At 66.0% G+C, this 26,559-nt stretch carries 21 protein-coding genes; 4 read left to right on the forward strand and 17 right to left on the reverse strand.

Features of this window, described 5'->3' with window-relative positions:
- Positions 1–21: 21 nt before the first annotated feature.
- Positions 22–780 (reverse strand): GntR family transcriptional regulator, encoded by a 759-nt coding sequence (locus PO605_RS02785; RefSeq protein WP_016451803.1) that lies wholly within the window; start codon positions 778–780, stop codon positions 22–24.
- A 230-nt stretch (positions 781–1,010) separates the two neighbouring features.
- Here PO605_RS02785 and PO605_RS02790 point away from each other — a divergent pair, with 230 nt between their 5' ends.
- Positions 1,011–2,903 (forward strand): S9 family peptidase, encoded by a 1,893-nt coding sequence (locus tag PO605_RS02790; protein ID WP_156136052.1) that lies wholly within the window; start codon positions 1,011–1,013, stop codon positions 2,901–2,903.
- A gap of 52 nt (positions 2,904–2,955) precedes the next feature.
- Here PO605_RS02790 and PO605_RS02795 read toward each other — a convergent pair whose 3' ends face one another.
- Positions 2,956–4,782, reverse strand: coding sequence for an ABCB family ABC transporter ATP-binding protein/permease (locus PO605_RS02795; RefSeq protein WP_047472074.1), 1,827 nt, complete (start codon positions 4,780–4,782; stop codon positions 2,956–2,958).
- A 41-nt stretch (positions 4,783–4,823) separates the two neighbouring features.
- Between PO605_RS02795 and PO605_RS02800 the strand changes: the two genes are divergently transcribed.
- Entirely contained in the window at positions 4,824–5,300 is a 477-nt protein-coding gene (locus tag PO605_RS02800) for an acyl-CoA thioesterase (protein WP_012203278.1), read from the forward strand.
- 75 nt (positions 5,301–5,375) lie between these two features.
- On the opposite strand, the gene PO605_RS02805 is transcribed toward PO605_RS02800, so the two are convergent.
- A complete protein-coding gene (locus PO605_RS02805) occupies positions 5,376–6,041 on the reverse strand; it encodes a bactofilin family protein (protein ID WP_047217710.1) in 666 nt (221 codons plus the stop codon).
- Between the two features lie 218 nt (positions 6,042–6,259).
- On the opposite strand from PO605_RS02805, the gene PO605_RS02810 reads away from it, so the two are divergent.
- Together PO605_RS02810 and PO605_RS02815 are read left to right on the forward strand one after the other, a co-directional pair.
- Complete coding sequence (locus PO605_RS02810) at positions 6,260–6,727, forward strand: MarR family winged helix-turn-helix transcriptional regulator (RefSeq protein ID WP_013804191.1); 468 nt, start codon at positions 6,260–6,262, stop codon at positions 6,725–6,727.
- Positions 6,724–8,103 (forward strand): MATE family efflux transporter, encoded by a 1,380-nt coding sequence (locus tag PO605_RS02815; RefSeq protein WP_047472073.1) that lies wholly within the window; start codon positions 6,724–6,726, stop codon positions 8,101–8,103. Before PO605_RS02810 ends, PO605_RS02815 begins: the two co-directional genes overlap by 4 nt.
- Positions 8,104–8,143: 40 nt before the next feature.
- On the opposite strand, the gene PO605_RS02820 is transcribed toward PO605_RS02815, so the two are convergent.
- The 14 genes from PO605_RS02820 to PO605_RS02885 form a co-directional block, all read right to left on the reverse strand.
- Positions 8,144–8,635, reverse strand: a complete 492-nt coding sequence (locus PO605_RS02820) for a thioesterase family protein (RefSeq protein ID WP_043819902.1) — start codon at positions 8,633–8,635, stop codon at positions 8,144–8,146.
- Positions 8,629–9,423 carry an enoyl-CoA hydratase gene (locus tag PO605_RS02825; protein ID WP_013804194.1) on the reverse strand — a complete coding sequence of 265 codons (795 nt, stop codon included), beginning with the start codon at positions 9,421–9,423 and terminating at the stop codon, positions 8,629–8,631. The genes PO605_RS02820 and PO605_RS02825 overlap by 7 nt, the downstream gene beginning before the upstream one ends.
- A gap of 16 nt (positions 9,424–9,439) precedes the next feature.
- On the reverse strand, positions 9,440–10,270 hold the full coding sequence (locus PO605_RS02830) for an acyl-CoA thioesterase (RefSeq protein ID WP_016446427.1): 831 nt from the start codon (positions 10,268–10,270) through the stop codon (positions 9,440–9,442).
- 37 nt (positions 10,271–10,307) lie between these two features.
- On the reverse strand, positions 10,308–11,210 hold the full coding sequence (locus PO605_RS02835; RefSeq protein ID WP_047474638.1) for an alpha/beta hydrolase family protein: 903 nt from the start codon (positions 11,208–11,210) through the stop codon (positions 10,308–10,310).
- Between the two features lie 104 nt (positions 11,211–11,314).
- Positions 11,315–12,511, reverse strand: coding sequence for an acetyl-CoA C-acyltransferase (locus PO605_RS02840; protein WP_017405913.1), 1,197 nt, complete (start codon positions 12,509–12,511; stop codon positions 11,315–11,317).
- Positions 12,512–12,651: 140 nt separating this feature from the next.
- Entirely contained in the window at positions 12,652–15,054 is a 2,403-nt protein-coding gene (locus tag PO605_RS02845; protein ID WP_017405914.1) for a 3-hydroxyacyl-CoA dehydrogenase/enoyl-CoA hydratase family protein, read from the reverse strand.
- A 54-nt stretch (positions 15,055–15,108) separates the two neighbouring features.
- The gene (locus tag PO605_RS02850) at positions 15,109–15,549 is read right to left on the reverse strand and encodes a DUF2147 domain-containing protein (RefSeq protein ID WP_047474640.1); all 441 of its coding nucleotides are present in this window, start codon (positions 15,547–15,549) and stop codon (positions 15,109–15,111) included.
- Between the two features lie 80 nt (positions 15,550–15,629).
- Complete coding sequence (locus tag PO605_RS02855) at positions 15,630–17,435, reverse strand: acyl-CoA dehydrogenase C-terminal domain-containing protein (RefSeq protein WP_017405915.1); 1,806 nt, start codon at positions 17,433–17,435, stop codon at positions 15,630–15,632.
- A 62-nt stretch (positions 17,436–17,497) separates the two neighbouring features.
- Entirely contained in the window at positions 17,498–18,205 is a 708-nt protein-coding gene (locus PO605_RS02860; RefSeq protein ID WP_016446433.1) for a TetR/AcrR family transcriptional regulator, read from the reverse strand.
- A gap of 149 nt (positions 18,206–18,354) precedes the next feature.
- A complete protein-coding gene (locus PO605_RS02865) occupies positions 18,355–18,897 on the reverse strand; it encodes a hypothetical protein (protein WP_047474641.1) in 543 nt (180 codons plus the stop codon).
- Positions 18,894–19,994, reverse strand: a complete 1,101-nt coding sequence (locus PO605_RS02870) for a hypothetical protein (protein ID WP_047474643.1) — start codon at positions 19,992–19,994, stop codon at positions 18,894–18,896. The genes PO605_RS02865 and PO605_RS02870 overlap by 4 nt, the downstream gene beginning before the upstream one ends.
- Positions 19,994–20,695 (reverse strand): hypothetical protein, encoded by a 702-nt coding sequence (locus PO605_RS02875; protein ID WP_016446436.1) that lies wholly within the window; start codon positions 20,693–20,695, stop codon positions 19,994–19,996. Before PO605_RS02875 ends, PO605_RS02870 begins: the two co-directional genes overlap by 1 nt.
- Positions 20,673–21,614, reverse strand: coding sequence for a hypothetical protein (locus PO605_RS02880; RefSeq protein ID WP_016451810.1), 942 nt, complete (start codon positions 21,612–21,614; stop codon positions 20,673–20,675). Before PO605_RS02880 ends, PO605_RS02875 begins: the two co-directional genes overlap by 23 nt.
- Positions 21,611–26,494, reverse strand: a complete 4,884-nt coding sequence (locus PO605_RS02885) for a tape measure protein (RefSeq protein ID WP_047474645.1) — start codon at positions 26,492–26,494, stop codon at positions 21,611–21,613. The genes PO605_RS02880 and PO605_RS02885 overlap by 4 nt, the downstream gene beginning before the upstream one ends.
- Positions 26,495–26,559 lie beyond the last annotated feature (65 nt).

Genomic DNA, 26,559 nt, shown 5'->3' on the forward strand with positions numbered 1-26,559 from the left:
CAAGCGCGGGTCAGACTCGAATCAGGCTCGGATCAACTGCACGCCAGGAACCGCATGGCTGCCGGGCTCGCTCACGGCCTCGCGCAGGTTGCGGCGCGCAATGCGCGAGTGCTCCTTCATCAGCGCCTCGGCCCGCGCGCCCTCGCGCGCGGCAATGGCGTCCAGCACCTGGCGGTGCTGGTCCTGGGCCACCATCAGGCTGTGGCGCGCACGCGGGGATTCGGCCCGCGCCAGCACAAAGCCCGAAGGCGAGGCGAAGGGCATGCGCACCACGCGCTCCAGCTCGCGCTGCATGACGCTGCTGCCGGCCATGGAATGCAGCAGGTCGTGGAACTCGGAGTTCAGCGCCACATAGCGCGAGAAGGCCTCATCGCCCCAGTCGGGCGTCTCCAGCACGCGGTCGATGGCATCCAGGCAGCGGCCGGCCTGGGCCAGCAGCGGCTCGGCCACGCCGCGCTCGGCCGCCCAGCGCGCGGCCAGGCCTTCCAGCGTGCCGCGCAGTTCGATGGCATCGGCCACATCGGCTTCGGAGAACAGCCGCACGCGGTAGCCGCGCCCGCCGGCCATGGCTTCGAGCAGGCCTTCCTGCTCCAGCCGCATCAGCGCGGCGCGCACCGGCGTGCGGGAGATGCCCAGGCGCTGCACCACGGTCAGCTCGGCAATGCGCTCGCCTGCGGGCAGTTCGCCCGCAAGAATCATCTCGCGCAGTTGCAGCTGGGCCTTGATGACCTGGGAATGGCTTTCCGCTTCGGAGGCGGCGGGGGCAAGCTGGGGGCTCATGGGGCTTTGTCTGGATGGAATGGCGTGAATGTATACATCCAAGGAGATTCATGGTGCATTTTTCCGCAAAAACACGGGAAAACACCAATCAAATGTATACAATCAATCCCATCAAAGACAGTGTCCCGCTTGTTTGTATACAGCGCCATGGCATCATGGCCGGCTCCCTTTTTCCCCTGCCGCTGCAACCCAGGAGGTCACCCTTGCCGACGTTTTCCCGACACCCCGCCATGGCCGCCCACATCCTCAACCTGGCACGGGATGCCAGCGCCGATGTGCAGGCTCCGCAGGCCTATCCGATCAAGGACTTCTTCCGCAATCCGGAGCGCGGCTTCTTCCGCCTGGCCGATGACGGAAGCATGCTGGGCTTCATGCAGCCCGTCAGCGTGGACGGCCATCCGGCGCGCATGAACATCCATGTGCAGGCGCTGGAGGGCAGCACCCCTGTGGGCGAGCCGCGCCGCATCACGGCCGAGACCGAGCGCGACATCAGCAACTTCTTCTGGAAGGGCCCGGATGTAGTGCTCTACCAGAAGGACTTCGGCGGCGACGAGAACTTCCATGTGCTGGCAGTCAACGCGCGCAGCGGCGAAGCCACCGACCTGACGCCCTGGGAAGGCGTGCGCGCCAGCATCGAGGACGACCTGGAAGACGACCCCGACCATGTGCTGATCAGCCACAACCGGCGCGATGCCGAGGTCTTCGACGTGTACCGCGTGAACGTGCACACGGGGGCGGCGCAACTGGTGGCGCAGAACCCCGGCAACATCGTCGGCTGGCAGACCGACCACGCAGGCCGCGTGCGGGCCGCCGTGGCCAGCGACGGCCTGAACAGCGCCCTGCTCTACCGCGACGACGAGGCCGGCGAGTTCCAGACCCTGATCACCACCGATTACCGCACCAGCGTCAGCCCGGCCTTCTTCACCTTCGACGACCAAAAGCTCTACGCCCTGTCCAACCGGGGCCGCGACAAGCTGGCCCTGGTGGTCATCGACCCGGCCCGGCCCGATGAGGAAGAGGAAATCTTCGTGCCCGAGGAAGTCGATCTGGGCGCGGCGGCCTATTCGCGCAAGCGCCGCGTGCTCACCCTGGCCGCCTACCAGACCGACAAGCCGCAGTACCGTTTCTTCGATGCCGAGACCGAAGCCCTGTACGGCCGGCTGGCTGCGCAGTTGCCCGGCTACGACTTCGCCATCCAGGGCGCCAACCGCGCCGAGGACAAGTTCATCGTCGCCGCCTTCAACGACCGCACGCCGGGCGCGCGCTACATCTACGACGCGGCCGCCGACGCGCTGACCAAGCTGGCCGACATCAACCCTGCCATCCCCGAGTCCGCCATGTCGCGCGTGCAGCCCGTCAGCTACACCAGCCGCGACGGCCTGACCATCCACGGCTACCTGACCCTGCCGGCCGGCCGCGAGCCCAGGAACCTGGCCTGCATCATCAACCCGCACGGCGGCCCCTGGGCCCGCGACGGCTGGGGCTACAACCCCGAGGTGCAGTTCCTGGCCAACCGGGGCTTTTGCGTGCTGCAGGTGAACTTCCGGGGCTCCACGGGCTATGGCCGCGCGTTCTGGGAAGCGGGATTCGGCCAGTGGGGCCTGAAGATGCAGGACGACATCACCGACGGCGTGCACTGGCTGATCGACCAGGGCATTGCCGACCCTGCGCGCATCGGCATCTACGGCGGCAGCTATGGCGGCTATGCCACGCTGGCCGGCGTGGCCTTCACGCCCGACCTGTATGCGGCGGCCGTGGACTATGTGGGCGTGTCCAACCTGTTCACCTTCATGAAGACCATTCCACCCTACTGGAAGCCGCTGCTGGACCAGATGCACGCCATGGTGGGCGATCCCGAGCGCGACAGGGAGCGCCTGGCCGCCACCTCGCCGGCCCTGCATGTGGACCGCATCAAGGCCCCGCTGTTCATCGCCCAGGGCGCGCGCGATCCGCGCGTGAACAAGGACGAGAGCGACCAGGTGGTGAAGGCGCTGCGCGAGCGCGGCGTCGAGGTGCAGTACATGGTCAAGGACAACGAGGGCCACGGCTTTCACAACGACGAGAACAAGTTCGAGTTCTACGAGGCCATGGAGCAGTTCCTGGTCACGCACCTCAAGCCCTGAAGCCGTCCAGGCACCCGGCCACCCGGCCGCCCGGTCCCTCGGCCGCCCCGCGCTACAGCACGGCGGGCTCCCCGCTTTGCTGCAGCGCCCACATGTCCGCATAGCGCCCGCCCGCCGCGACCAGCTGGGCGTGGGTGCCGCGCTCGACGATGCGGCCCGCGTCCATGACCAGGATCTCGTGCGCATCGACCACGGTGGACAGGCGGTGGGCAATCACCAGCGCCGTCTTGTTGCGCGCGGCGCTTTGCAGCTCGGCCTGGATGGCGCGCTCGTTGGCCGAGTCCAGCGCCGACGTCGCCTCGTCGAAGATCAGGATGGGCGGGTCCTTGAGCAGGGTGCGAGCAATCGCCACCCGCTGCTTTTCGCCGCCCGACAGCTTCAGGCCGCGTTCGCCCACGCGCGTGGCATAGCCCTGGGGCGTGGCCTCGATGAAGTCGTGGATGCGCGCGGCGCGCGCGGCCGCCACCACCTGCTCGCGGCTGGCGCCAGGGCGGCCGTAGGCGATGTTGTATTCCACCGTGTCGTTGAACAGCACCGTGTCCTGCGGCACGATGCCCACGGCGCCGCGCACGCTGTCCTGGGTCAGCTCGCGCAGGTCGTGCCCGGCGATGCGCACATGGCCGGACTGCACGTCGTAGAAGCGGAAGATCAGCCGCGCCAGCGTGCTCTTGCCAGAGCCCGAAGGGCCGACCACGGCCACGGTCTTGCCGGCGGGAATGGTGAAGCTCACGTCCTTGAGGATGGGCCGCTCGGGGTCATAGGCGAAGTCCACATGCTCGAAGCGCAGCTCGGGCGGTGCGCCATGGGTCTGCAGCGGCTGGGCGCCGGGCGCGTCGGCCACCTCGCGTTCCTTGTCCATGAGGGTGAACATGCGCTCCAGGTCGGTCAGGCTCTGCTTGATCTCGCGGTAGATCACGCCCAGAAAGCCCAGCGGGATGTAGAGCTGGATCATGAAGGCGTTGACCATGACCAGGTCGCCCAGCGACAGGCGGCCATCCACCACGCCCTGCGTGGCCCGCCAGAGGATGGCGACCAGGGCCGTGGCGATGATCAGCTGCTGCCCGCAGTTGAGCAGGCTCAGCGTGCTCTGGCTCTTGAGGCGAACGCGGCGCAGCGCCTCCAGGTTCTCGTCGTAGCGCCGCGCCTCGAAGCCCTCGTTGCCGAAGTACTTGACGGTCTCGTAGTTCAGCAGCGAGTCGATGGCCTTGGTGTGGGCCGCCGACTCCTGGGCATTGGCCTCGCGCCGAAAGCGCGTGCGCCACTCGGTCACCGTGACCGTGAACGTGATGTAGAACACCAGCGCCGCCAGCGTGATGGCCGCGAACCAGATGTCGAAGCGCAGCGCCAGGATGCCCAGCACCAGCGCCATCTCGATGAAGGTGGGCAGGATGCTGTAGAGCGAATACGAGATCAGCGACTCGGTGCTGCGCACGCCGCGCTCGATGTCGCGCGTCATGCCGCCGGTCTGGCGCTCCAGGTGAAAGCGCAGGCTCAGCGCATGCAGGTGCTCGAAGGTGGACAGCGCAATCGCCCGCGAGGCGCCCTGCGTGGCCTTGGCAAAGACCAGGTCGCGCAGCTCGGTGAACAGCGAGCTGGAAAAGCGCAGCAGCCCGTAGGCCAGCAGCAGGGCCACGGGCACGACGAGCACCGCGCGGGCATCGCCGGCCTTCAGATCCAGCGCATCGACCAGGTGCTTCAACAACACCGGCACGCCCACGTTGGCGAGCTTGGCCCCGATCATGAAGCCCAGCGCCGCCAGCACGCGCCACTTGTATTGCCACAGGTAGGGCAGCAGGCGCCGCAGCGCGTTCCAGTCCCGCGACGGTGCCGGGGTTGGGACTAAGGGTAAATCCGTAGGGGAAGCGCTCTCGCGTCGCATGAAAGACAATTCTCGGTTGTTATATTGACCCGATTGTGCCCATGCCACCCCGCCCAGACCTCCCGCCCCATCCCTTGCCCGCAGACAAGGAGCTGGTTCTCAAGGTCATTCCCATGCCTGCCGATGTCAACGCCAATGGCGACATCTTCGGCGGCTGGGTGATGGCGCAGGTTGACTTGGCAGGTTCGGTGCTGCCCTCGCGCCTGGGCCAGAGCCGCATGGTCACCGTGGCCGTGAACGAGTTCATCTTCAAGCAGCCCGTGCGTGTGGGCGACATCCTGTCGTTCTACTCCAGCGTGCAGCGCGTGGGCCGCACCTCGGTCACGGTCGATGTCGAGGTCTATGCCGAGCGCTTTGCCGACCAGGGCCGCTTCGTCAAGGTGACCGAGGCCCTGCTGACCTACGTGGCCATCGACGGCCAGGGCAAGCCCCAGTCGCTGCCGGACAACGACCAGGTGCGTTCCTGGCGCGCAGCGGCCGAGCGCAATGCAGAACGCAAGCAGCAGCAGGCCGGCTGAACCCGCCCCACTTCTGCAGCCATGAAAAAAGCGACCTTTGCAGGTCGCTTTTTCATTTCCGGCAGCAGAGATGGCTCATGCCAGCGACGGCGTGACGCGCGGCTGCAGCGAGGCCGCTGCGGTGGCCGCAGCCAGGGCCGCGGAACTGCTGGCGGCGCTGTCGCTGGAGACGGCCGACGAGGAAGAGGACAGGCTGGAGGCGCTGGACGCCACGGCCGAACCCGAAGATGAACGCGGCGAGGAACCGGCCTCGATCTGGCCCGTGAGCTCGCCGCCCTCTTCGATCACCACCTTGCCGTAGCGGATCTTGCCGCTGACCTTGCCCGTGCCGTAGATGACCAGCTTCTCGCGCACGGTCAGCGTGCCGTCGAACACGCCATGGATCTCGGCGATGTCGATTTCGGCCGTGCCGTGGAAGGCACCCTGCTCGGCGATCTGGATCACGCGCGAGTCCATGGTGGCTTCCACCGTGCCTTCGACGACCAGCGTGTCGCAGTCGGTGATCTCCACGCCCTTGAGCTTGATATTGGGGCCTACGGTGAGCTTGCTGCCCTGGGAGTCCTGCGCCACGGCCGATGCCTGGCGCTGGGCGGTCGACGGACTTGTCACGCTGGAGCTGGGCGTGACGGCACCGGAGGGGCTGCCGCCCGTACCGGTGGCGCCTATGCCGCTGCCCAGGGTGTTGCGGGAGGTGAAAGCATCGTTGTCGCGCTTGCCAAAGAACGGGTTCTGAACAGCCATGGGTGGGTCTCCTTCGGAAAAATCCGATGCTACGCACACGAACTAGCAACAAATGCCGGCATCTCGCAAGAAAAGTAACCAGATGGTTCTCCCGTTTCATGTGCTTGCAAGCCTTTCTCGATCACACACCGCGCATGCGCAGGTCGCGCAGCGGACATGCGCAAATCAATAGGTGCATCTACACTCATTTCCATTCCAGGCCACCTGCCCCACGCCCCATGACCTCCTCCACCTCAAGCGCCGCCAGTCCGGTCTGCACCTGCTTCATGGTGCGCAGCCTGTCGCGCAAGATCTCCCAGCTCTATGACGACACGCTCGCGCCCAGCGGCCTGCGCGGCACGCAGTTCAGCCTGCTGGTGCAGGCGCGCAATGCGCCCGACGGCCCGCCCACGGTCTCGGCCCTGGCCGAGCAGCTGCACACCGACCGCACGACGATGACGCGCAATCTGCGCACGCTGCAGCAGGCTGGCTTCATCGACCTGGTTCCCGGCGCGGATGCGCGCAGCCGCTGCGTGGTGGTCACGCCCGAAGGCCGCGCCCGCATCCGCGAGGCTGCCGCCCTGTGGCGCCAGGCCCAGCAGCGCGTGCGCGAGCTGTGCGGCAGCGAGCAGATCGGCGCGCTGGAAAGCCTGGTGCTGGGCATGCTGCCCGTGCTGGAAACCGCCACGCAGGAGAGCGCGGAATGAACGCCGCCCTGCCCTCCGCAGCCCCTGGCGCTGCGGCCAGCGGGTCCGCGCATCCGTTGGTCAGCGGCCCCATCGCCTCCACCCTGGTGCGCCTGGCCGTGCCCAACATGGTGGCGCTGAGCATGTCGGTGCTGGTCGCCGTGGCCGAGACCTACTACGTAGGGCAGCTGGGAACCGTATCGCTGGCGGCCATGGCCCTGGTGTTTCCGCTGGCCATGCTCACGCAGATGATGAGCAACGGCGCCATGGGCAGCGGCGTGTCCTCGGCCATCAGCCGCGCGCTGGGCGCAGGCGACGGCGCGCGTGCCTCGGCACTGGCCCTGCACTCCATCGTCATCGGCACCATCGCGGGGCTGCTGTACTCGCTCATCTTCGTGCTCTGCGGCGCCACCTTCTACGGCTGGCTGGGCGGGCGCGGCGAGGTGCTGGCAGCGGCCACAGGCTTTGGCGCCGTGCTGTTCAGCGGCGCCATCCTGGTGTGGCTGTGCAATACGCTGGCATCGGTGGTGCGGGGCACGGGCAATATGCGCATGCCGTCGGCCGTGATCTTTGCGGCCTCGCTGGTGCAGATCGCTGTCGGCGGCACGCTGGGGCTGGGCCTGGGACCCATGCCGCGCTGGGGCATGCCGGGCGTGGCCGTGGGCAACATCGCGGCCATGGCACTGGCCGTCGCAGTCTTCCTGGCCTATCTGCAATGGGGCCAGCAGCGCCTGCAACTGGACTGGCGCAGGCCCCGCCTGGCCTGGCCCATGTTCCGCGACATCCTGCGCGTGGGGGCCCTGGCCTGCCTGTCCCCCGTGCAAACGGCGCTGGCCGCGCTGCTGCTGACAGGCATGGTCGCCCGCCTGGGCCCGCTGGCACTGGCCGGCTACGGCATAGGCCAGCGGCTGGAGTTCCTGCTGATCCCCATGGCCTTCGGCGTCGGCATGGCCGCCGTGCCCATGGTGGGCATGGCCATGGGCGCAGGCCAGGTGGCCCGCGCGCGCCGCGTGGCCTGGTCGGGCGGCGCCATGGCCGCCGCCCTGCTGGGCGTGCTGGGCCTGGTGGTCATGGTCTGGCCGCAGCTGTGGTCGGGCATCTTCACCGGCGACCCGGCCGTGCGCGCCTATGCCGACCTCTACCTGCGCACCGTGGGCCCGGCCTTCGGGCTGTTCGGCCTGGGACTGGTGCTGTACTTCGCCTCCCTGGGCGCAGGCCGCGTCTGGGCGCCCGTGCTGGCCGGCACGGTGCGCCTGCTGATCGTGGTGGTGGGCGGCGGCTGGCTCATGTCCAGCGGCCTGGGCAGCGCCCAGTCGCTGTTCATTCTGGTCGCCGTGGCCATGGCCGCCTATGGCGCCGGCACGGCCTGGGCCGTGTGGCGCACGCGCTGGGGGTGAAGAAACGCAAAAAGAAGGCCCGCAGTCAGCGGGCCATGCTTCAAGAAACGATGTACGCCGCCGTCCCCGTGGACAGCAAGCTGCCATCGGCCCCCAGGAATTCCATGCGCGTGTTGGCCACGCGCGAACCCAGCCGCAGCACCTCGGCGCGCAGGATGAATTCGCTGCCGATGCCGGGGCGCAGGTAGTCCACGCGCAGGTCGATGGTGCCCAGGCGCGAGAAGCGGTGCAGGCGCTGCAGCGGTGCGTCGTCCATATGCTTGGCGCCGATGGCCGCCATGACGGCCAGGCCGCCCATGGAGTCCAGGCCGGCGCTGATCACGCCGCCGTGGATGCGCTGGTAGGCCGCGTGGCCTATGAGCTCGGGCCGCATGGTGATGCGGCCTTCAACCCGCTCGGGCAGCACTTCGGTGATGCGCAGGCCCAGCACCTGGTTGAAGGCGATCTGGCGCTCGAACACCTCGCGCAGCCCGGCGATGAACTCGGGCTCGAACTGCACGGGCGCCTCAGAGGCCTTCGTGGATTTCAGCACTGGCTGAAGTCCGGCTTGCGCTTCTCCATGAACGCGGTGAACGCCTCCTTGGCAGCAGGCCCGCCCATCAGCTTGCCGAAGCTCGCACCCTCCTCGGCCATGCGCTCGCGCACCAGGCCGGACTGGCCGGCCTTCATGAGGCGCTTGGTCTCGATCAGGGCCGACAGCGGCTTGGCGGCCAGCTTCCTGGCCTGGGCCTGGGCCAGCGCATTGCATTCGCTGGGCGGCACGACGCGGTTGACCAGGCCCACTTCCAGGGCGGCCTCGGCCAGGAAGGGCTCGCCCAGCAGCAGGGCCTCGGCCGCGCGGTGGTAGCCGAGCATCTGGGGCAGCAGCAGGCTGGAGGCCGCTTCGGGGCACAGGCCCAGGTTCACGAAGGGCAGCGAGAAAGCCGCGTTGTCGCCCGCATAGACCAGGTCGCAGTGCAGCAGCAAGGTCGTGCCGATGCCCACGGCCGGGCCGCAGACGGCGGCGATCACGGGCTTGGGAAAGGCGGCGATGTTGTGCAGGAAGCGCCAGACGGGGCGCTGCTCGCCCTCCGGCCTGGCGGCGCCGCCGGCCGACTGCTTGAGGAAGTCGGCAATGTCGTTGCCCGCGCTGAAGATGGCCATGTCGCCCTGGAAGACCACGCAGCGCACGGCGGCGTCTTCGCCGGCCTGGGCCAGCGCATCGGCCATGCTGGCGTACATGGCCTCGGTGATGGAGTTCTTCTTGTCGGCGCGGTTGAAGGTGATGGTGCAGACACCGGCTTCGGTGTGCACGAGGATGTCCTGGGTGGTTTCGCTCATGATGGTCTTGCCTTGCTTATTCCTTGAAATACACGATCTGGTGGCTGCTCGCCAGCATCACGCCGGCCTCGCTCCACAGCTGGGCGCTCTGGTCGAAGAAGCCGTTGCGAAATTCCTGGCCGCGCGCCTGGGCCAGCAGGTGGCCCGTGCCTGCGGCAGCCAGTTCCTCGCGCCCCGCATGGAAGTAGACGGTGATGGACACCGTGCCCGCCGGGGTGCGCTGTGCGCGGCGCAGCCACACGCGCGGGAAGAATACGTCAGCCAGGCCGGCCAGCGCGCAAAAATCCAGTGCGCGCGGCGGCTCGTCGCGCACCCACAGGCGCGTGAGGCTGTCGGTCTCGCGGCCATCCCAGGTCTGGGGAATGATGCCGTCGAGAAAGCGCATGTCGTAGCGGTTGAGCCATTCCACGCCGCCCAGCGGCGGCACGCGCGGCACGGCGGCGGGCGACGGCACCTCGGGCATGGCCAGGTCGGTGCCGCCCCAGGTGCTGCGCCGCACGGCCGTGACGGCCGTGGCCGTGGTGACGACCTGGGCATCGCCGTCCTGGTCGGGCTGGGTGATGGTCAGCAGCCAGTGCTGGGTGGAGCGGTTGGTGCGAACGGGGCGGGCCTCGATGTCGAAGCGCCCCGCGCCCAGCGCGGCCGCGTAGTTGACGGTGATGGACAGCGGATCGCCCAGGCACAGCGGATGCTGCTGGATGGCCCGCACCAGCGCGGCGGCGGTGATGCCGCCGTACGGGCCCACCATGTTCCAGTAGTCCTGCGTGGTCTGGCCCTGGTAGTGGCCCACGGCGCCGGTGGGCGTGAGCGCCACGGCCTGGTCGAGAGGATGGATGTCTGTGCTCATGGCAAACGAGTGTGATGGCAAGCGGCGCCCGCGTCCGTCAAGCCGGCGACTCTGCGGGTGAGGGAAAGCGCGGGTGGGCCGCGGCGGCCGGCGCCTTGGTCCAGCCCGAGAACACGTCCACGGCCCGGCCCCAGAGCGCGTCGCGCATATCGGCGCGGAAGAAGCCGAAATGCCCTATGCGCCGCAACTGCAGGGCCTTGGGTTCGATGCGCTCGATGCGGCTGGGGGCATTGGCGTAGAGCGCGAACAGGTGCTCGGTGCCGCGCCAGGTCATGAGTTCGTCGTCGCTCATGGACAGCGCCATCACCGGAAAGCGCACGGCGGCGTAGCTGCGCGCGGCGGCCTCGCCCTCAGCACCCACGCTGTAGCGCGGATTCAGGCACCAGCGGCGCCACTGCAGCATGACGCCGGCCGGCAGGTCGCCCACCTTGCGCAGGCGCCTGCCCGGAAAGTAGCCGCACAGGCGCGTGGCCACGGGCACCAGCACATGCCAGAAATAGGGAACCAGGCGCTTGAGGCGGGGCGCATTGTCGCGCCAGTAGCCGCTGCCGGCCGCAATGCTCAAAAGGCCGTCCACCAGCTGCGGGGAGCGCAGCAGGCCCGGCAGCTGGGCGCCCAGGCTGTGGCCGATCAGGAACAGCGGCTGGTCCGGCAGCTGCGCCTTGGCATGGGCGATGACCGCCTCGTAGTCGCGCGCCCAGTCGCACAGGTCGGCACGCACCTGGCGCAAAGAGCCTTGCAGGGAATCGCCATGGCCCCGGTAGTCAAAGCTGGTCACCCGATAGCCCTGGCCCGCAAGCCAGGTGGCAAAGGCCTCGTAGAAGGCCTGGCGCACCCCCATGGCCCCGCCGATGACCACGCTGGCGCGTGGCGGGCCAGCGGGCGTGTAGACGCGCAGCGCCAGCGTGGCGCCGTCGCTGCTGAGTTGGTGTTGTTCCATGGCTGTCTCCTGGTCGGTGCCGTTTCTGTGCCGGCTCGCATGGATGGGAAAAAATGGGATGAGCGAAAAAGACAAAGCCCCGCGAACGGGGCCTTGAGCAACGGTCAGACCCGCTCGAAGATGCCGGCGGCGCCCTGGCCCATTCCGACGCACATCGTCACCATGCCGTAGCGCAATTGCTTGCGGCGCAGCGCATGCACCACGGTGGCCGAGCGGATGGCGCCTGTGGCACCCAGCGGGTGGCCCAGGGCGATGGCGCCGCCCATGGGATTGACCTTGGCGGGGTCCAGCCCCAGCGTGTTGACCACGGCCAGCGACTGGGCGGCAAAGGCTTCGTTGAGCTCGAACCAGTCGATGTCGTCCTGCTTGAGGCCCGCATAGCGCAGCGCGGCCGGGATGGCTTCGATGGGGCCGATGCCCATGATGGCCGGCGGCACGCCCTTGCTGGCATAGCTCACGAAGCGCGCCAGCGGCGTGAGGCCGAAGCGCTGCACGGCGGCGCCGCTGGCCAGGATCAGCGCGCCTGCGCCATCGCTGGTCTGCGAGCTGTTGCCGGCCGTCACCGAGCCGCGCGCCGCGAACACGGTGCGCAGCTTGCCCAGGCCTTCGAGGCTGGTGTCGGGGCGTGCGCCCTCGTCCAACTCCACGGTGCGCGTGCGCACCACGGGCTCGCCCTTGGCCAGGTCCAGGCTCCGGTCAGTGACCTCGATGGGCGTGATCTCGTCCTTGAACTCGCCGGCCTGCTGCGCGGCCAGGGCACGGCGGTGCGACTCCAGCGCAAAGGCGTCCTGCGCATCGCGCGAGACCTTCCACTGCTGGGCCACCTTCTCGGCCGTCAGGCCCATGCCGTAGGCAATGCCCACGTCGCCGTCGCGTTCGAAGATGGACGGCGACAGCGAGGGCGCGTTGCCCATCATGGGCACCATGCTCATGCTCTCGACGCCGGCCGCGATCATCACGTCGGCCTCGCCCACGCGGATGCGGTCCGCCGCCATGGCCACGGCCGACAGGCCCGAGGCGCAGAAGCGGTTCACGGTGATGCCGCCCACGCTGGTGGGCAGGCCCGCCAGCACGGCGCTGATGCGCGCCACGTTCAGGCCCTGCTGGGCCTCGGGGATGGCGCAGCCGCAGATGATGTCCTCGATGGCAGCCGGGTCCAGCCCCGGCACCTGGGCCAGCGCGGCCTTCAGCGTGGTCGCCAGCAGGTCGTCGGGACGGTAGTTGCGGAAAAAGCCCTTGTGCGACTTGCCGATGGGCGTGCGCGTGGCGGCGACGATGTAGGCGTCTTGGATTTGTTTCATGGAGATTGCTCCTAGATCTCAGTTATTCGCGGCCCGCAACGCACGCATGTCCCAAGTCAGGGACAGCAAGCAAGGGCCGCCCCGCCGCGAGGCTGTCGTCCCCCTGGGGGGAAGGCGCGAAGCGACTCAGGGGGGGCATATCAATTGCGGACGGGCTTGCCGGTGTTCAGCATTCCGAGAATGCGTTCATGGGTCTTCGGATGGCCGATCAGGTGGCAGAACGCCTTGCGTTCGAGCTTCATCAGATAGGCCTCGTCCACCAGGGTGCCCGCATCCACGTCGCCGCCGCAGACCACGTTGGCGATCAGGCTGGCCACATGCTGGTCGAACTCGCTGATGAAGCCGCCGTCACGCATGTTGACCAGCGAGCCCTTGATGGTGGCCACGCCGCTGCGTCCCGCCACGGGGAAGCTGCGCGGCAGCGGCGCGCGCCAGCCGCCTGCGGCCATGGACTTGGCCTCGTTGATGGCGACGAAGAGCAGCTCGTCCTTGTGCGGCACGATGAGGTCGCTGTCCAGCAGGTAGCCCAGCTTGCGCGACTCGATGGCGCTGGTGCCCACCTTGGCCATGGCCGCGGCCGTGAAGCCTTCGGTCAGGAAGGGCAGCAGGTCCTTGCCCGTGCTGGTGGCGGCGTTCTCTGCCGCGCGGCGCGCGATGTAGGTCAGGCCGCCCGCGCCGGGCACCAGGCCCACGCCGACTTCCACCAGGCCGATGTAGCTTTCCATATGCGCCACGCGGCGTGCGCTGTACACAGCCAGCTCGCAGCCGCCGCCCAGCGCCATGCCATGGATGGCCGCAACCACGGGCACCTGGGCGTAGCGGATGCGCAGCATCAGGTTTTGCAGCTCCTGCTCCACGCTTTCGATGGCGTCGGCGCCGCCGATCACGAAGGCCGGCATGGTGGCTTCCAGGTCAGCGCCCACGCTGAACGGCGCATCGCCCGACCAGATGACCATGCCCTGGAAGTCGGTCTCGGCCACGTCCACGGCCTCCATCAGCGCTTCCATGACTTCGGGGCTGATGGCGTGCATCTTGTTCTTGATGCTGGCGATCAGGATCTGGCCGTCCAGCGTCCAGGTGCGCAGCGCCTTGGATTCGGCGATCGTGGTACCTGCCGTCTTCCAGTCGGGCAGGCTGTCTTCGCCCAGCAGCTTCTCGGGGAAGATCTGGCGCTCGTAGACGGGCAGCACGCGGCGGGGCACGAACTGGCCCTTGGCAGGGCTCCACGAGCCCTGCGCCGTGTGCACGCCGCCGGCCTCGGCCACCGGGCCTTCGAAGACCCACTTGGGCAGAGGTGCCTTGCTCAATGCCTTGCCGGCATCGATGTCCTCCTGGACCATCTTCGCCACTTCCAGCCAGCCGGCTTCCTGCCACAGCTCGAACGGGCCCTGCTTCATGCCGAAGCCCCAGCGCATGGCCTGGTCCACGTCGCGTGCGGACTCCGCAATGCTCTCCAGGTGGATGGCCGCGTAGTGGAAGCTGTTGCGCAGGATGGCCCACAGGAAGCGGCCCTGCGCCCCCTCGGCATTGCGCAGCAGCTTCAGGCGCTCGGCAGCAGGCTTCTTGAGCATGCGGCCATAGACCTCGTCGGCCTTGCCGCCTGCGGGCACATAGTCCTCGCTGTCCAGCTCGAACTGCAGGATGTCGCGGCCGACCTTCTTGTAGAAGCCCTTCTTCGCCTTCTGGCCCAGGTTGCCCAGCTCGATCAGCTTGGCCAGCACGGGCGGCGTGCCGAAGCTGGCGTAGAAGGGATCGGTCTCGGCGCTGAGGTTGTCCTGCAGCGTCTTGATCACATGGGCCATGGTGTCCAGGCCCACCACGTCGGCCGTGCGGAAGGTGCCGCTGGATGCGCGGCCCAGCTTCTTGCCGGTGAGGTCATCGACCACGTCGAAGGTCAGTCCGAAGTTCTCGACCTCCTTCATCGTGGCCAGCATGCCGGCGATGCCGATGCGGTTGGCGATGAAGTTGGGCGTGTCCTTGGCGCGCACCACGCCCTTGCCCAGGCCGCTGGTGACGAAGGCTTCGAGCTGGTCCAGCACCACGGGCTGCGTGGTCGGCGTGGCGATCAGCTCCACCAGCGGCATGTAGCGCGGCGGGTTGAAGAAGTGGATGCCGCAAAAGCGCGGCTTGATCGCGTCGGGCAGCGCCTCGGACAGCTTGGTGATGGACAGGCCCGAGGTGTTGGACGCCACGATGGCGTGCTTGGCCACATGGGGCGCGATCTTGGTGTACAGGTCGAGCTTCCAGTCCATGCGCTCGGCAATGGCCTCGATGATCAGGTCGCAGCCCTTGAGCAGCTTGAGGTGCTCCTCGTAGTTGGCGGGCTGGATCAGGTCCGCGTCCTCGGCCACGCCGATGGGCGAAGGCTTGAGCTTCTTGAGGTTGGCGATGGCGCGCTCGGCGATGCCGCTTTTCGGGCCTTCCTTGGCAGGCAGGTCGAACAGCACCACGGGCACCTTGACATTGACCAGATGGGCCGCGATCTGCGCACCCATCACGCCAGCGCCGAGCACGGCGACTTTCTTCACATTGAATCGGGACATGGATGTTCCACAAGTGGGAGGGAGGTGGCCGCTGCGGCCGCCTTCCGGAATGGTTTACTGCACGCGCACCCAGGTCTGGGTGCGGCCAAAGGGGCCGATGGAGCCGCGCACCTCGAGCTTGGCGCCGCCCTCGATGGGCGTCAGGCGCAGGGTGTAGGTCTTGCCGTTTTCGGGGTCGAGGATCTTGCCGCCTTCCCAGACGTCCTTGCCCTCGGCCTTCTTGGCGCCGCGGATGATCTCCAGCCCCTTGAGCGGCTGGCCCTTGCGGTCGTCAGAACATTCGGTGCAGGTGGCGGCCGGATCGGCGCCCTTGCGCAGGATCTGCTCGATGCGGCCCGTGACCACGCCGTCGTTCTCGGCCACGCGGATCTCGGACTTGGCTTCGCCGCTCTTGTCGTCCACGCTCTTCCACAGGCCCACGGGCGTCATCTGCGCCTGCGCCGCGACGGCCGCGAGGCCCAGCACCATTGCTGCCAGTGCTTGATATGCCTTCATTTCAAACCCCTTTCGCCTAGAAAGGCGCACAGGCCACGCTGATGCGCACAGCCCGTGCTCCCATGTTGGAGTGAAGCCGTTCAGGCCAGCGCCGCGTCCGTGTCCATCAGGGACTTGCTGCCTGCGCGGGCCGTGCGCATCAGCGTCGCGGTCTCGGGGAACAGCTTGGCGAAGTAGAAACGCGCGGTCTGCAGCTTGGCCTGGTAGAACGGGTCGGTGTTGCCCTTGGCGATTTCACGCAGCGCCACCTGGGCCATGCGGGCGAAGAAGTAGCCGAACACCAGGTGGCCCGCCACACGCAGGTAGTCCACAGAGGCGGCGCCCACCTCGTCGGGGTTTTGCATGCCCTTGAAGCCGATCTCGGTGGTGAACTTGGTCATCTGGTCGCCCAGGTAGGCGATGGGATTGATGAACTCGGCCATCTTCTCGTTGACGCCCTCTTCCTCCACCAGTTGCGCCACCAGCTTGCCGAACTTCTTGAGCGATGCGCCCTGGTTGCCCAGCACCTTGCGGCCCAGCAGGTCCAGCGCCTGGATGCCGTTCGTGCCTTCATAGATCATGTTGATGCGCGCATCGCGCACGAACTGCTCCATGCCCCATTCGGTGATGAAGCCATGGCCGCCATAGACCTGCTGGCTCATGGTGGTGGCCGTCCAGCCGTTGTCGGTGATGAAGGCCTTGACGATGGGCGTCAGCAGCGCCACCAGCTCGGCGCTGTCCTTGCGCACCTTTTCGTCGGGGTGGTTGAACTCCTTGTCGATCAGGAAGGCGCAGTAGGTCACCAGCGCGCGGCCGCCTTCGGCATAGGCCTTGGCCGTCAGCAGCATGCGACGCACGTCGGGGTGGACGATGATGGGGTCGGCCGGCTTGTCCTTGGCCTTGGTTCCCGACAGGCTGCGCATCTGCAGGCGGTCCTTGGCATAGGCCAGGGCGTTCTGGTAGGCCACCTCGGTCAGGCCCAGCGACTGGTTGCCCACGCCCAGGCGGGCGGCATTCATCATCACGAACATGGCCTGCAGGCCCTTGTTCGGCTGGCCCACCAGGGTGCCGATGGCGCCGTCGATATTGATCTGAGCCGTGGCATTGCCATGGATGCCCATCTTGTGCTCCAGCGCACCGCAGAAGATGGGGTTGCGCTCGCCCAGCGAGCCATCGGCCTTGACCACGAACTTGGGCACCACGAACAGGCTGATGCCCTTGGAGCCCGGGGGCGCATCGGGCAGGCGGGCCAGCACCAGATGGACGATGTTCTCTGTGAAATCGTGCTCGCCAGCGCTGATGAAGATCTTGTTGCCGGTGATCTTGTAGGTGCCCTCGGGCGCGCCGGCCACGGGCTCGGCCTTGGTGCGCAGCAGTCCCAGGTCGGTGCCGCAATGGGGCTCGGTCAGGCACATGGTGCCGGTCCACTCGCCGCTGGTCAGCTTGGGCAGGTACAGCTTCTTTTGCTCTTCCGTGCCATGCACATGCAGGGCCTCGTAGGCGCCGTGCGACAGCCCGGGGTACATGGTCCAGGCCTGGTTGGCGCTGTTGAGCATCTCGTACAGCGCCGAGTTCACCGCAAAGGGCAGGCCCTGGCCGCCATAGGCCGTGTCGCAGGACAGTGAAGGCCAGCCGCCTTCCACGTACTTCTGGTAGGCCTCCTTGAAGCCCTTGGGCGTGGTGACCTCGTGGGTTTCCTTGTTCAGCACGCAGCCCTCGGCATCGCCGCTGATGTTCAGCGGAAACGTCACATTGGCCGCGAACTTGCCCGCCTCTTCCAGCACGGCGTTGATGGTGTCGGCATCGACCTCGGCATGCGCCGTCATCTGCCGGTAGTCATCCGTGACCTTGAACACCTCGTGCATGAGGAATTGCATGTCGCGCAGGGGCGGGTTGTAGCTGGGCATTTGTCTTCTCCTGTGTTGGCGGGGTTTGCAGTGGATGCGGTGAAAACGGTGAAACTGAAAAATCAGGTCGGGCTGGCGTAGCGCGCCAGAATGCTCTCGAAGCCGTCGATGGCGCGCTGCATGGAGCCTTCGTTGCGCAGGAAGCGCGCCTCGTAATGCAGGGCCAGGATCAGGCCGTGGATCTCGAACAGCAGCTGGTTCTCGTCCAGGTCGGCACGCAGGTCGCCGCATTCGCGGCACTGCACGATGGTGCGGCGCATGGCTGCGTGCCAGGTCTGCACCGAGGCCGTCAGCGCATCGCGCACCGGCCCCGTGCGGTCGTCGAACTCCACGGCGCCGCTGATATAGATGCAGCCCGAGTCCAGCTCGATGGAGGTGCGCTTCATCCAGTTGTCGAACAGCGCCCGCAGACGCGCCACGCCGCGCGGCGCCTGAAGCGCCGGAAAGAACACTTCCTGCTCGAAACGGTCGTGGTACTCATGCACCACGGAAATCTGCAGCTCCTCACGCGAGCCAAAATGCGCGAACACGCCCGACTTGCTCATGCCCGTCAGCTCGGCCAGAGCGCCTATGGACAGGCCCTCAAGCCCGATGTGCGTGGCCAGGTTCAGGGCAGCCTCCACAATGGTGGCCTTGGTCTGCTGACCCTTGTGCAGCGCGCGGCGCGGCGCGGGCGCAGCCGCTTCGTGCACGGAAGAGCCGGCCTTGGGATCGGCATTGGAGTTGGTCGGAGAGCGAGCGGTGCGGCGTGGGGCGGAAACGCTGGACATGCGAAATTCTTGTTAAAACGAACGTTCGTGCTATTTTGCATGGAAAGCTTGTCGCGGCGAAGACATGCGGGGGAAAACACCTAGCTTGTGGGCAGGCGCAAAAAAGCCGGCAGGTGCCGGCTTGGTTGGTTGTCACGCCTCAGAGCAAGTCATGCCTCCACGGCAAATACCTTGATGCCCTTGAAGCGCATGTGGCGTTCGGGAGGAAGGTCGGAATTGACCATGGCTTCGGTCACTTCCCAGACCCGACTGTCTTCGAAGTGGACAGAGAAACGGATGAAGCCCTTGGCCATGGAGGCCAGCACCACGCGCTCGCGGCCATCGCGCGACCGGATGGGCAGTCGAAAGCTGTCATCCTTGGCCAACACCTGCGCGCCTGCCCGCAGCTCGGCAGAGAAGGCCAGCGTGGCGCCTACCGGCACCGTCGCATCGGTAAAGTCGGGAGTATGTACAAAGTCCTCCTTGTCGGCCGCGATGCCGGTGATGACGATCTCCGGCATCGCGGGTTCGGGCACCGGCTCGGGCAGGGCCTCATAAGGCAGTTCGACCCAGGCCAGGCCCGTGAAGTTGCTGCGCGGACGGCCCGGTGCGTCGTGGGTCTGCATGTTGTCAGGCGGCAGCGTGGTCGTGCGCTCGCTGGGCGACGTGGCCATGCCCACATACCAACCCCACAGGTCATATTCGTAATTCATGCGGCCCCCTGTTCGTAGTAGAACTCACGGTCGTTGTCGACGTCGGATAGCAGTCCCATGCCTTGGGTCCCGAGAAACAAGCCCTTACCAGGCTCCAGGGCAAAGATGGGGGTTGTCACATCGACTACCCCTGTTCGAGGGACGAATGCTGGGGGGAACAAGCGCCAGTTCGCCCCAGCGTCGTATGAGGCCACAAGGCGTAAGCGGCTCGCATTGGCGTTGTCCAGCGTCACGGCCCGCGCATAGATCACGCCGTCCAGCACGATTGCGCTCGTGATGCTCTGGACATCTTCTCCATCAAGCAGGGGCAGCAGTTGGACCTTCAGGTCGAAGTTGTGCCCATCTTCGGACGTTGCCGTCCACATCCGCTTCCCCACCGCACCAAACAGCACGAACTTTGTGCCGACCGCAATGCCCTGATTGAGCGCGGCCGATGCTGCTGATACCGTGTTGCGCAGCGCGTTGAACCCGGTGGAGCTGATGAACGAGGCCCCGGAGTCTGACACTGCAGCGTTGATCCAGGAGGGGCCTGCTCCAGACAATGCCAGATAAGCAGACCCGTTGAAAAGGAATTTATGCCATGGGTCTCCCGAAGGCATGGGCGTGTTCAGCCAGGTATCTGTCCCTGCGACGGACCTGTAGCAGTAGGAGAGGCCGGTCGACGTCTGCTGACCAAAAAAGAACCCACCGGCCCGGCTGATCGCGGCCACGGCTTGAGCGCCAGCGGGCGCCGTGAACGACACATCATTCGTGCTCGCGCGCAGGCCGTATTGCGATCCATCGACATAGCTGACGACGATGGTGCCGTTGTGCTGTGCCAAGCCCTGGATCGTCCCGGTCGTCACAAACCTGGACGTGATGGTGCGCAGGTCCGGTGTCGTGTAGAGCGTCGTGGCAGTGGCGACGGCATACACGCGGCCGTTCCACACTGCTCGAGTTGGAACCCCTAACGAAAAATTCGGCAGGAAGCCCTGGTGCGCCTTGAACATGTTTTCCACGCGCACACTGGCTGCAGGCAGCTTGCGCTCCTCGCCGCTCCAGATGCGCCGGCGCATGAGCGCAGCCGGTTGGCCATACAAGGTATTGAACGAAAGCATCAGATCCACCCCAGGGTTGCGGTTTGTGTAAAGGTGCGGTCGGCGAAGCGCGAATCCAGCACCAAGTCGTCCTCGATGCCGGAGAACTTGCCGCCGTTGCGGCGCAGCACGGGCGTCAGGGCGTTGGAGCGGTTGGTGACGCGCAACTGGTCCTGAGGCGCGGCGCCTGCAGGCATCAGGCACACGCACAGGGGATGCGTGACCAGATAGTGCATGCCGACGATGAGCTGGTGCGGCCCAGCTGAGGTCAGATCCTGCTGCGGCATCGACATGGGAGAGCCTGACAGCCGCCAGCCGGCAGGGTCCTGTGCGGGGTCAATGGCGCTGGCTGAGAGCCCCACTTGTACACGCCGATAGGTCAGCAGCGAGATAGGCGACCAGACTGCATCGCCCTGGGCATAGTTGCCCGGCTCCCAGCGCTGCGCCCCGGCGACCAAGGCGGCGTTCTGTGCGCTAGTGGCCGAAGCTGCGGCGGCAGCCTGGGCGGCGTTCTTATTGGCTTCAACTGTCTGCAGTGCCTGGACTAGTTCCGCAAGAAAGGTCTTCAGCCAACCGGCCAGACCCGCTGTCCAGCTTCTGAAGCCGGAAAGCCAATTCAGGTAGACATCAGTCTTGACGTCGAATACATCCTGCGGGTCGGTTCGTCGGTTGGGTATCGACACTCCTTCATCCGGTGGATCAGGTGGTTGCGTGAAGTTCATCGTCTTCCAGTCCTTCAATGGTTAGGTTGCAATCGGAGAAGCCATGGGCCACCAGTACCTGGTCGAAGCCCGTGATGTAGCCATACGTGGTGAGCACGCTGTAGCCTCGCGCACCTATCCATACGACCGGCCTGGCGCGGTACGCCAAGATTTCGTTGCGCACGCGCTCGTACTGCGTGCCGTGAACGAGTACCTGCAGCTTCAGGCGATCGCTGTATGCGCCGGGCTCGGCTACCCAGCCCCCCCAGTCGTCGCGCTTCTTGAGGCTCCAGTCGTCAAAACTGATGGAGGGTCGCCACTGTGTGTTGCCCAGCCACACGGCACGACCGATGACTGCCTCCGCACAGCGCGCCTTGGCCCCACGGTTGCTGATGCGAATCGTGATGGTGGCCTGGGTGTATGCCGGCAGACCCGTAAGGGAGAACTTGTGTTCGCGAGCGATGGGGGCGAAGAAATAGTTCCAGTGGGAGTTGCCCGACGGCTTGAGCATGAGTTGCGCGCCACTGTCGAATACGTCGCCATCGACGGGATCGCGCATCAGCACTTGGACCGTGTGAGCCTGAATACCCAGCAGCTCGATATCCGTCACGATGCAACCTGGCTTGATCTGCACCTCAATCAGGTCGTCAGCCTCCGTGTAGGAACCCAGACTTGCATCGAACATGCGCAAGCGGTTTTCCACACCGCGCCGTTGCCATTTCCCTTCGGACGTTGCTGGAGCATTGCCCGTATTGCCTGCGACCAGGGATCGCCAAATGAGTCCTGTGACGTCAATGATCTCGTCACCCAGGGCATACGTCTTGTTGACCATCCAGGGCGCCAGTTCACTGGGTGCAACGTTTGTTGTCATATTGGAAAGCGTGACGGCGATGGGAGGCAGAAAGCCCATGCCTTTCGTGAATGCGCCATTCGTGCTCATGCTGCGACCCTCCGCTTGATACCCAACGCATCGGCCTTGCGTGCCAAGCCCTCCATGCTGTGCAACAGCACAATCTGCTGACGGCCTATGTCAAAGATCAACTGATGCAATGCCTGGATCTGCCTGGATGTTTCACCGCCCCCCATTCCGGCGAACAGTTGCTGGGTTCTCTGTGCGCTGTAGATGCGCGATGGGCCGGTGAATTCCAGCTCAGGCCCCAATTCGCCGACCATGCGCACGCCTCCGGCGTGATCGCCACCTCGCGCGAATCGGGGGATTCCCATCTGGTCTAGAACAGCATTCACGTCGCCCAGCGCATAGCCTCCCAGATTCGCGATATCTTTTGCCGTCCCGCCAGCCGCCTTGATATCTCGCACCAAGCCTGCGACATCCCCAGTCCCCTCGTACCTGCGATAGGTCTCAGCGATGCGCTTTGCCCGATCAGCGCCTGAACCATCTCCACCGCCAGGGCCGAAGCCGCTTTCGCTCTTGCCGTCAGCCCCGTCCAGATCGCCTGCGCTGCCATGGCCTACACTCTCCTTGAGCAGTGCCGCGCGGAATTCCGCCCATGCGAGATCGGACGACAGCAGCCGCGTGTCGATGCCACGCGCTATGTCCAGCGCCTCCTTCTCGGTCTTGAGCAGCCGGTCCAACGCATCGACCTGGCTTTTTTCCTGCTCCAGAATCAATTCATCGGCAGACAGCTGCTCGCCCGCCGCGTCATGCAGCACTTCGAGCTTGTTGGCCAGGATCAACTGCGCGGCCTCATAGTCCAGGCGCGAGCGGAAGTTGCCCGAGGAAATACCGCCGCGCGCAGCCGAGACGGCCTCGCCGATGTCAGCCGATTCGGGCAGATAGCCCGTGCGCCGGTACGCAGCCAGTGCCTGGTCAATGACCTCGTTGGCTCTGGCCAAGGCCATGGCCTGGGTGCTCTCGATCTGGCCGCGCAGTTCGACGACATGCCCGCGCAAGGTGTCCATGAGGGCGCGCTCGGTATCCACGCGCTCCTGCGCGACATCGATGCGTGCCTGTATGGCCGAGCGCTCCGCATCGACGGAACGCTGCAGCAGGCTCCACGCCGCATCCGTATCGGCCTCGTTCTTCTTCTTCGCCTCCTGCGCCTGCTCCTCCTGCTTGCGCTTGGCTTCCTCCGCCTGTTTGGCCGAAGCCGCCGCAGCATCCTCGGATGTCTTGGTAACGGCCTTGAACGTGTCGTTGAGCTTGAGCAGCTCGGCAGCGGTCTCGGCCGAAGACTTGCCGGTGCCGCCGATATTGCCGATCAGCTTGTCCATACCGGCAGTGAAGTCGGCCAGCGACGTGCTGGTGTTTGCCAGGTTCTCGAGATCAGCCGCGAGTTTCCCGATATCGCCCGAACCTTCTCCCAGGGTGGAGCTGGCCCAGTCCTTGAAGGCGCCAGTCTTGGCCATGTCCTTGAGGCCTTGCGTGCCCTGGACCTTCGAGATGGCGTCCTTCAATACCTTGGCATTCGCCTCCTCGGAGTTGGCTGCCTTGAGCTTGTCCTCCACCAGCTTGCGGAACCGGGCCTGGGCGTCGTCGGCATCCAGGTCGATGTCCACGCCCAGGTCCTTGAGCTTGCTGCCCACCTCGCGCTTGGCGATGGTCTTGCGCTCATCCTCGCTGTAGAAGTTCTGGTAGAAGCTGCCCGCGTTGGTATTCAGCGCCTCGATGCCGCCCGAAGCCTTGATCAGGGACTCGAAGGCCAGGTCGGTCAGGTCGGCAAAGCCCGTGATCTTCTTGCCCAGTTCCTCGAAGGAGCGGCCGATCAGGTCGATGGTCTGGAAGGCGGCCTGCAACGCCTCGACATTGGGTGCTTCGCCCAGCGAGTCCAGCGTGGTGCGCATCCAGCTGGGCAGGTCCGCCTTCTTGAGTTCGGACACCAGCAGGGAACCGGTCTGGCCCAGGAAGGCCTTGTAGGCCTCTTCCGGGTTGTTGCCCAGCGAGCGGTTCTCGAAGCCGGCCAGGATCATGCCGGTCGTCTTGTCGATGATCTTGGCGTAGCCGTAGGCGTCCTCGTCGGTGTACTTTCCGTTGGCGGCAAAGCCGCCCACCAAGTCGATGTCGCGCACTCCGCCCGTGGCGTACTTGCCCAGGGATCCGTAGACCAGGGCCAGTCCGTCCAGACTGGTCTTGAGCTGCTTTTCGATGCCATCGCTGTGGCGGCGTGTCAGATCGTCGTACCAGTCGCCTGCCGCGCGGCCGAACAGCTGCTCGGCCGCCTTGTCATTGCCAATGCCGGCCGTGCTGTAGGCCGCGCCGCCATGGTTGGCGCCGCGGGAGCCGAAGGCCTTGTCGAGCGCTCCACCTAGGAAGCTGCCGATCATCGAGCCGATGCCCGGAAGGATCCAGGTTCCCACCGCCTGACCCACAGCGGCTCCGTACTGTCCTTGGGACAGGCTGTACAGGCTTCCCAGGTAACCGGCAGCAGAGCCAATCCCTCCCTGGAAACCGGGAATGTCTTTCAGCCAGGTGTCGAACCGGCCCACGGTCTTGCCCAGGTCCTGCAGTGCTTCACCGGCCATGTTCCAGCCATTGGACATGAGCTTGAGTGCGGATTCATTCAGGTACTTCTGCGCCGAGGTGCCCCAGGTGGACCAGTCCGTCAATCCACCGCCCAGGCCCGTGCCCTGCGCATCACCAGCGCCCGCTGTTCCCGGAGCACCGCCTTGACCGAGGAAGTTGCCGACGAACCCCCTGAGCTGAGCGAAGACAGGCACGAGAAACGGCCGCGCAAACGCCTTGTACATCTCATCGGCCACAGAGGCCTTGAACGTCGCACTCAGGCTCTTGGTGAAGGTACGCCAGCCTTCGGTGCCGTTGGCCAGCATGTCCGTGAAGCCCTTGCGGAACATCTCGTCCATCTGGTCGACCGATTTCTGGGTCTCCTGCATGCGGACACGTTCGGCAACATTGGCCTTGGCCTGGTTGGCTGCGGCCGTGGCGTCGTCCTTGAGTTTCTGGGCGCCAGCCGCATCATCCGGATTCTTGGCCGAGATGTCTTCGAGCTTTTTCTTGAGCTCGATCGCGACCTGGTACTGCTCCAGCGCGATCTTGCGGTCGCGTTCCGACATGGCTGCCAGAGACTGCTCGAACTGCACCGCCTCACTGGCCGCCTTCACGCTTTTGGTGTACTCGTCCACCTTGCTGGCAGACTCGTTGTAGCCCTTGACCCGGGCGAGTTCGCGCGTGGCCTCGGCCTCTTTGCCAACGGCCTCGGCGACCTCCCTGGAGCAGCGGACACTCTCTTGCCCGGCCGCGTTGTCTTCCATCTCCGCGATGGTCTTCTCGACCTGCTCCTGGCGCAGTTGTCCCAACGCCTCACCGGTCAGGCCAATCGCGCGCGTTTCCTGCCGGGCGAGGTCCAGGTTCTTTTCAGCCAGTTCGGCCTTGGCCTGGTGTTCCTTGACGAGTTGCGCCACCTCCTGCTGCCTTTTCTGCAGTTCCTGATCGCGCTTGAGCTCCTCATCGTCCTGCTGCGTTCTGGCTGGCACGGCCGGTGGTGCGTAGCTGACGGTGCGGGGTACCGCAGGCGGCTCTTTCTTCTGCGCAGGCGCATCGGTTTTCTTGCTTTGCTCCTGCGGCTGTGGCTGTCCCACCAGCGGCGGATTGATGAACCCGCGGCCGCCGCCTGCATTGCGCTGACCCTGTGCCGCCATCAATTCGCGCTGCACCTGCTGCAATTTTTCGACCAGCCGCTGGGCATCGTCATGGGCCGTGCGCACCCATACATTGCGCGATGTGGCTGCCCCCTTGGCCTGCAGCATCTCCAATTCAGCCCTGGCGCGCGGAAGCTCCTTGGCCAGATAGGCTGCCTTTTCCGCATTCGACTGGAAGGCCGTGCTGATGTATTGCAAGCCCACCGCGCGCCCGGCGATGTTTCCCAGCCCGCTGCTGATCTGGCCCAGGAAGCCCGACCCGTTGTCACGCGCGCGCGACATAGACTCCGAAAAGGCGTTCATGTCGTTGGCCGCTGCATTCATGCCAAAGGAGATCATATGGCTGATGCCGGAATCTCCCACGGCGGACTTGAGCTTGTCCCAGGCGTTGGCCATGCGTTGGGTGCCGGCATCCAGCCTGTCCGCCGCCTTGTCCGTCCCCTCTCCCAGGGAGCTTTGCAGCGCCTGCGAGAAACGGGGCAGAAAGTCCTGCGTCACGACCTCGCCGGTCTGCAGCATCTGGGAGAACCGCTCCTGTGTCACACCCAGGGCCTGAGCGCCGACCAGCGCCGCCTCCGGGATATGTCCCAGTTTCTCGCTGAAGTCCGACGCGCCTATCGTCCCCTTGCCCATCAGGTCGAGTACGGCTGCCAACGAGGCATTGCCCTGCTCCACGGAAAGGCCCATGGCCGCGTTGGCCGAGGCAATCCCCGTGAAGATGGTCTGCACCTGCGCGCCCTCCAGCGCCGTACCTCGCGCCTTGGTGGCGAAGTCGGCGTAGGCCTGGCCGGTGGCATTGAGCTGCAGGCCCAGCCGATCGGCCAGGGCCGTGACATAGGCCAGTTCCTGCGCGCCCTTGCCGCCGGTGGCAAGGTCCAGCCGTGTACGCAGATTCTCTGTCTGGGCACTGGCCGTGTAGAGCGCCTCTCCCACCTTGGCCGCCGAACCCGCCACTTCCAGCATGGCATTGGCGCGGCCTGCAATCTTGCCCATGGAAGTAGACAGGCTCTCGATATCGACGCTGGCACGCGCCGACACAAGCGCCGTGTCCGTTGAGGCACCTGCGAACTGCGACATGCCGGCATACGCCTGCTGCAGCTTGCCGTGGAGTTTGTCGAGCTCCTGGGAGAACTGGGCATTCTGCGCACGCAGCTCGCTCAGGCTGGGCGTCTCGGCGATGCCTATGCTTTTGACCGCTGTACTCATGCTGATCTCTGTTCGGTATGCTTGACCGCTTGTGTTTGTCTTGAAAGGCCGGAGCCGAGGCCCCT

It is taken from the genome of Delftia sp. DT-2 (genome assembly GCF_028401915.1).
Taxonomy (GTDB): Bacteria; Pseudomonadota; Gammaproteobacteria; order Burkholderiales; family Burkholderiaceae_C; genus Comamonas; species Comamonas tsuruhatensis.

What these genes read in the sequence shown, in the direction of transcription:
- PO605_RS02785 (WP_016451803.1), bottom strand. Translation starts at nt 780, where the DNA reads ATGAGCCCCCAGCTTGCCCCCGCCGCCTCCGAAGCGGAAAGCCATTCC.
- PO605_RS02790 (WP_156136052.1), top strand. Translation starts at nt 1,011, where the DNA reads ATGGCCGCCCACATCCTCAACCTGGCACGGGATGCCAGCGCCGATGTG.
- PO605_RS02795 (WP_047472074.1), bottom strand. Translation starts at nt 4,782, where the DNA reads ATGCGACGCGAGAGCGCTTCCCCTACGGATTTACCCTTAGTCCCAACC.
- PO605_RS02800 (WP_012203278.1), top strand. Translation starts at nt 4,824, where the DNA reads ATGCCACCCCGCCCAGACCTCCCGCCCCATCCCTTGCCCGCAGACAAG.
- PO605_RS02805 (WP_047217710.1), bottom strand. Translation starts at nt 6,041, where the DNA reads ATGGCTGTTCAGAACCCGTTCTTTGGCAAGCGCGACAACGATGCTTTC.
- PO605_RS02810 (WP_013804191.1), top strand. Translation starts at nt 6,260, where the DNA reads ATGACCTCCTCCACCTCAAGCGCCGCCAGTCCGGTCTGCACCTGCTTC.
- PO605_RS02815 (WP_047472073.1), top strand. Translation starts at nt 6,724, where the DNA reads ATGAACGCCGCCCTGCCCTCCGCAGCCCCTGGCGCTGCGGCCAGCGGG.
- PO605_RS02825 (WP_013804194.1), bottom strand. Translation starts at nt 9,423, where the DNA reads ATGAGCGAAACCACCCAGGACATCCTCGTGCACACCGAAGCCGGTGTC.
- PO605_RS02830 (WP_016446427.1), bottom strand. Translation starts at nt 10,270, where the DNA reads ATGAGCACAGACATCCATCCTCTCGACCAGGCCGTGGCGCTCACGCCC.
- PO605_RS02835 (WP_047474638.1), bottom strand. Translation starts at nt 11,210, where the DNA reads ATGGAACAACACCAACTCAGCAGCGACGGCGCCACGCTGGCGCTGCGC.
- PO605_RS02840 (WP_017405913.1), bottom strand. Translation starts at nt 12,511, where the DNA reads ATGAAACAAATCCAAGACGCCTACATCGTCGCCGCCACGCGCACGCCC.
- PO605_RS02845 (WP_017405914.1), bottom strand. Translation starts at nt 15,054, where the DNA reads ATGTCCCGATTCAATGTGAAGAAAGTCGCCGTGCTCGGCGCTGGCGTG.
- PO605_RS02850 (WP_047474640.1), bottom strand. Translation starts at nt 15,549, where the DNA reads ATGAAGGCATATCAAGCACTGGCAGCAATGGTGCTGGGCCTCGCGGCC.
- PO605_RS02855 (WP_017405915.1), bottom strand. Translation starts at nt 17,435, where the DNA reads ATGCCCAGCTACAACCCGCCCCTGCGCGACATGCAATTCCTCATGCAC.
- PO605_RS02860 (WP_016446433.1), bottom strand. Translation starts at nt 18,205, where the DNA reads ATGTCCAGCGTTTCCGCCCCACGCCGCACCGCTCGCTCTCCGACCAAC.
- PO605_RS02865 (WP_047474641.1), bottom strand. Translation starts at nt 18,897, where the DNA reads ATGAATTACGAATATGACCTGTGGGGTTGGTATGTGGGCATGGCCACG.
- PO605_RS02870 (WP_047474643.1), bottom strand. Translation starts at nt 19,994, where the DNA reads ATGCTTTCGTTCAATACCTTGTATGGCCAACCGGCTGCGCTCATGCGC.
- PO605_RS02875 (WP_016446436.1), bottom strand. Translation starts at nt 20,695, where the DNA reads ATGAACTTCACGCAACCACCTGATCCACCGGATGAAGGAGTGTCGATA.
- PO605_RS02880 (WP_016451810.1), bottom strand. Translation starts at nt 21,614, where the DNA reads ATGAGCACGAATGGCGCATTCACGAAAGGCATGGGCTTTCTGCCTCCC.
- PO605_RS02885 (WP_047474645.1), bottom strand. Translation starts at nt 26,494, where the DNA reads ATGAGTACAGCGGTCAAAAGCATAGGCATCGCCGAGACGCCCAGCCTG.